Origin of the sequence: Nocardiopsis sp. TNDT3, from assembly GCF_003427465.1 — a bacterium.
GTDB lineage: Bacteria > Actinomycetota > Actinomycetes > Streptosporangiales > Streptosporangiaceae > Nocardiopsis > Nocardiopsis dassonvillei.
This window is the reverse complement of record NZ_QPFC01000078.1, coordinates 1-4,579: the sequence shown is the minus strand read 5'-3', so window position 1 is coordinate 4,579 and position 4,579 is coordinate 1. Positions and strand designations below refer to the sequence as shown.

The following is a 4,579-nucleotide window of genomic DNA, read 5'->3' as shown; positions in this document are numbered from 1 at the left end:
GGCCGGGACGGACGAGGGGGTGCGCCGGCCGCCGAAGGCGCCGCGCACCGCCCGGCCCGCGGACGCGGCCTTGTCCCCGACGTAGCGCGCCGAGCGCTTGTACCAGGGGCCGCTCAGCTCGGTCCTGGCCCCGATGAACACGTCGGTGTCCATCTCCACCAGGTAGCCGGGTCCGGTACGGACACGGTCGGAGTGGGGAGGCTCCTTCGGCCTGCTCCCCCGCGCGGTGTCGCCTCCGGACGTGGACGATCCCGTGTTGCTGGCCGAACCGTAGTGGGTGGCCGTCGTCGGAGGGCCCGTCCCGGTGCGTCCCGAGGGGCGCGCCTCGAAACCCATGGTCGTCGTGGACGACTCGTTGTGGAACGGGGAGAAGGTCCTGCTCGTCTCCGAGGAGTCGGTCAGGCGCACGCTCGGGTTGTAGTCCTTGATGAGCGCCGTCTCCGGGTGGGGTATGGCGCGCATCATCCACGTGGTCGGACCCAGCTCGGGCAGTTCGGCGCCCTTCTCCGAACTGGCCTCGGCGAAGGAGGCCTTGATGCCGAGCTCGGTGAGCGCGTGGTCGATGGCGTTGTTGCGGGAGTTCAGCTTGAGCTTGTCCGCCGCGTAGTCGGCCGCCTTCTCGACGGCCTGCGGGGTGTAATGCCCGTCGGCGACCGCGTTCGCGGGCGGGTTCCAGCCCAACGACTTCGCCAGGACGATCCGGCCGAGGTCGAGGATGTCCTTGCCCTTGTTCTCGACGGATTCGAGCAGGGTCACGGCGTCGTTGAAGGCGTCCCGGGTCCGCGGGTCCATGTCGCGTGTCAGGGAGCGCGCCATGTCGGTCAGCGAGGCGTGGTTGTCGTTGGAGGGGTTCTCCGGTGCGGTCCGGTTCCCGGTCCGCTGCCCGCCGGGCTGTCTGTCGTTGTCGCCCCGGTCGGTCGTCCGGGTGGTGTCGGCGGCCTCGGGTGTGGTGCGGGGGGTGTTGTTTCCGTCGGTGGTCGTCCGGGTGGTGTCGCCACCCTCGGGCGTGGTGCTGGGGTTCTCGTTCCCGTCGGTGGAGGTGCGGGGGGTGCCGTTCCCCCCGGTCGTGCTCGCCTCGTTGCGCAGGTCGAGGGAGAAGGCCGGGTACAGCTCCTGCGCCCGGCCCGAGTTCCCCGTGCCGGTGAAGTCGCGCGTGCGCGAGCCCGGGGTCTCCCCCAGAAGGGAGTTGGCCGTGCCCTGCTTCTCCGAGATGTGCAGGTCCAGCGTCAGCTGGGTGTCCGACGACACCCGCGCGTAGGGCGTCTCCATGGTCAGCTGGGTGGAGCGCTTGTCCGTGTCCCGGACGACCCCGCCCCCGCCGCGCGCGTTCGTCGTGGTGCCGTCACCCTGCAGGCCCATCAGGTAGGGGCGGCTCGGCGGGGTGGTGCCCCCGGGCTGGTCGCCCCCCGACTGGGGCAGCGGTGTCAGGAGTGAGCCGTGGGCCCCCTGGAACGCGGAGCTCTCGTTGCCCTGCTGGAGCCGGTCCCCTTCCTCCGACCCCTGACGCTGGCGGTACTCCGTCTTGCCGCCCAGGTACTCGACCTTCGCGTTGCTCCTGTCGAGCCGCAGCTTCACGGTGGCGTCCAGGGACAGCGGCGCGGTCGTCGGGGCGTTGAGGTTCCCGATCGAGTGGTCGATGGGGCTGATCTTCAACGTCACCGGCACCCCGGTGTTGGGGTTGAGCCCGGTGTGGGAGTCGAGGGCCTTCAGGATGATCTCCCGGCTGCCCTTGGTCAGCTGCCAGCCCTGCGAGGCCAGGTCGTCGACGAGGCTCTGGATGGCCTCGTCGGGGTTGACCGGGTCGAGCATCATGCCGGAGTCCTCGAAGCCCGGGCGCGGTTTCACCGACCCGGGCGCCTCCGGCTCGGGCTGGGGGGTGCGGACCAGTTCACCGTCGACCTCCTCGACCTTGTCCTCGACCATGCCCGACGCGTGGGCGTCGCGGATGTGGATCAGCCCGGTCTCCAGGTTGTCGGAGTCGGCCTGCCAGCCCCGGTAGCGCGCGGAGCGGGGGAAGGTCGGCCCGATGCTCCAGCTCTTGACGAACTCCAGCGCCTGCGTGATGCGCCCCGAGGCGGAGTAGGAGTACGACATCGGGATCTTGGGGTGGAACTCGACCGACTCGTTGAACCTCGACGTGGGCTTGGTGATGGTATAGCGGTCGAACAGGCTCTTGCCCGCGGAGGGGCCGAGCTGGATCAGGGGGGCGCTCGCGGAGTTGGGCGCGGGAGCGGTCCCGCCCGCGGGCTGCTCGGCGGGTTGGATCGGGTTGGGGTTGACCCGGCCTCCGCCCGTGGCCAGGAAGGTCAGGTCGGTCCGCCTCCCGTCCCTGGAGAACGTCTCCAGGGTGTTCTTGCTCTTGAAGACGACCGCGCCGTCGGACTGCTCGAAGCGGTCGACCGAGTCGATGTCGAACCGGGTGGACGACGTCGTGCGGAGGTGCATCGGGGAGAGCGGGCCCCCGCTCGCCTCCGTGCGGGTGCGCGCGCCTCCGGAGGAGCGCGCCGCCGGGTTGTCCGCGAGGTTCTCCGGGGAGAGCGCGTTCTCGTAGAACCGTCGGCTTCCCTCGCCCCGCCTCAGGAAGTGCCGCAGCTTGCGCTCGAAGCCGAGCCCTCTGGAGGGGCGCTGGCCGCCCGTGTCCCTCTCCCAGGGCGCGATGGAGGAGAAGCTCTCGTAGGTGGCTTCGAGCAGGCTGCTCACCCGGTTGCCGTCACCCGTGGTGAACCGGGTGTTGACGTTCTCGACGGTGGTGGGGGTGTCGCGGAGCTTCTCGGCCCGGCGCTGTTCGATCGGGCGGGTGTCGGGGGCGTTCTCCGCGGGGTTCCGCTGCCCGGTGGTGGTCTGCGCGGTCTCGGTGTCCGGTGCCGGGACGGTGTCGGTGTTCTGCTGTCCGGTGGTGTCACCGGTGGTCTCCGTCGCCGGCGGTGTCCGGACGTCGCCGCTGGTTTCCGTCGCCGTTGGTGTCCGGACGCCGTCGTTCTGGGAGCCGGTGTCCTGCTGCCCGGTGGTGTCCTGCGCGGTTTCGGTGTTCGGCTGGTTGGTGTTGGTGTTGGTGTTGGTGTTGGTGTTGGTGTTGGGGGCGGGCGTCCGCTGGCCGTCACCGGTCTGGGAGCCGGTGTTCTGCTGCCCGTTGGTGTTCTGCTGTCCGGTGGTCCGCGTGGTGCCCGTGTCCGGTGCCGGGGCCGTACCCTCTTCGGCCGGGGGACGCTGGCTCCGCTCCCCGCCGAACAGCCTCTTGACACCGCCGGTCAGGTCGCGCGTCTTGCGGACCCTGTCCGGCGTCGGCCTCGTGGGGCCGTCGATCATCTCCTGGGCCTGGTCGACCGGTATCGGCCGGATCCGGGTGACCCTCGGGGCGGGGGCGGTCTCGTCCCGGCCCCCGCGTTCCCCGCCCGGAACCGCCTTGGCCGTGTCCATCGTGGCCATCGCCTCGATCGGGCGGCTGAGCAGGTCCTGTCCGCGCTCGGCCAGCGGTGTGTCACCGCCCAGGACCATGCCGAGGTCGTCGTCCTGGTAGAGCCTCGCCTTGAACCGGACCCCGGAGTTCCAGACGCTGGAGTCCTCCGCGTACTGGACGGTCCTCTCGCTCTGGGACCTCATTCCCAGGCCCCGGCTCTTCCCCTTGGTGTCGCTCAGCTGGAGGGAGACCGAGAACACGCCGCCGTCGCTCGGGTTGCCGGCCGCGTCGACGGCGTCGATCCGGCGGATGTAGCCGCCGGAGGAGAACCGGACCGTCTTGCGCTTCTGCGAGCCGTCCGCGGTGCTGATCTCGGACGAGCCCGCGTACTCGCCTCCGGTGCCCCTCGTGGTCTCTCCCGCGTGCCTGAGCGAGGAGAAGTCCGCGCTGACGCGTACCGCGACGAACGGCGAGCGCATCACTCTCTGGCCGGACTTGAAGAGCGCGCTGGGGTCGAACCTCCCGGTGTCGATCAGGTGGACGGGCTGGCCGTGCAGTGTCAGGCCGTCCGTGCCGCTCTTGAACTCGGACGCGGCGATCGCGTCGATGATCCTGTGCGTGTTGAAGACCGCGACCTCGTGGTCGCGCCGGAAGGGGCGGTGCTCGCGCGTGGAACCGGTGAACGGGCCGCTGTTCTCGTGGCCGGGGCGCCTGGCGAAGTTCTTCGGGTCGCGGGCCATGTCGGGCAGGACGATGCCGGGCAGCTTGTCGGCCAGCCCGGTCAGCACCTGGTGGGCGATGTGCTGGTAGATGCTGCGCTGCTGCCCGCCGACGTCGCGGTACTGGCTGCCGTCGGGCCAGGTGAAGTCGCGGGGCACGGCCCCGTGGAAGGTGACCGGGTTCTCCTCGGCCAGGTTCGGGCGGGGAGGCCGCAGGGCCTCGGGCCGCCCCTCCCCGTCGGGGCGTTCCTCGGTGGGCTGCTGCCCGGGCGGCCGTTCCTGTTCCGGGGCGTTCTCCCGCTGCCGACCGCGCTCCTCGGTCCCGGTGTCCGCGTTCCGGTCGTCGCCGTCCGGTGCGTTCCGGCTCCTGTCGGTCCCGGTCTCCCGGTTCCCGTCGGTTCCGGTCTGCTGGTCCCCGGTGGTGCCGGGCTGCCGGTTTCCGTCGGTCCCGGCCTGCTGGTCC

1 pseudogene is annotated in these 4,579 nt (G+C 71.0%); it reads right to left on the bottom strand.

The window, feature by feature from the left end:
• Positions 1-4,579, bottom strand: a pseudogene (locus tag DQW06_RS28825) (hypothetical protein); the annotation flags it as partial.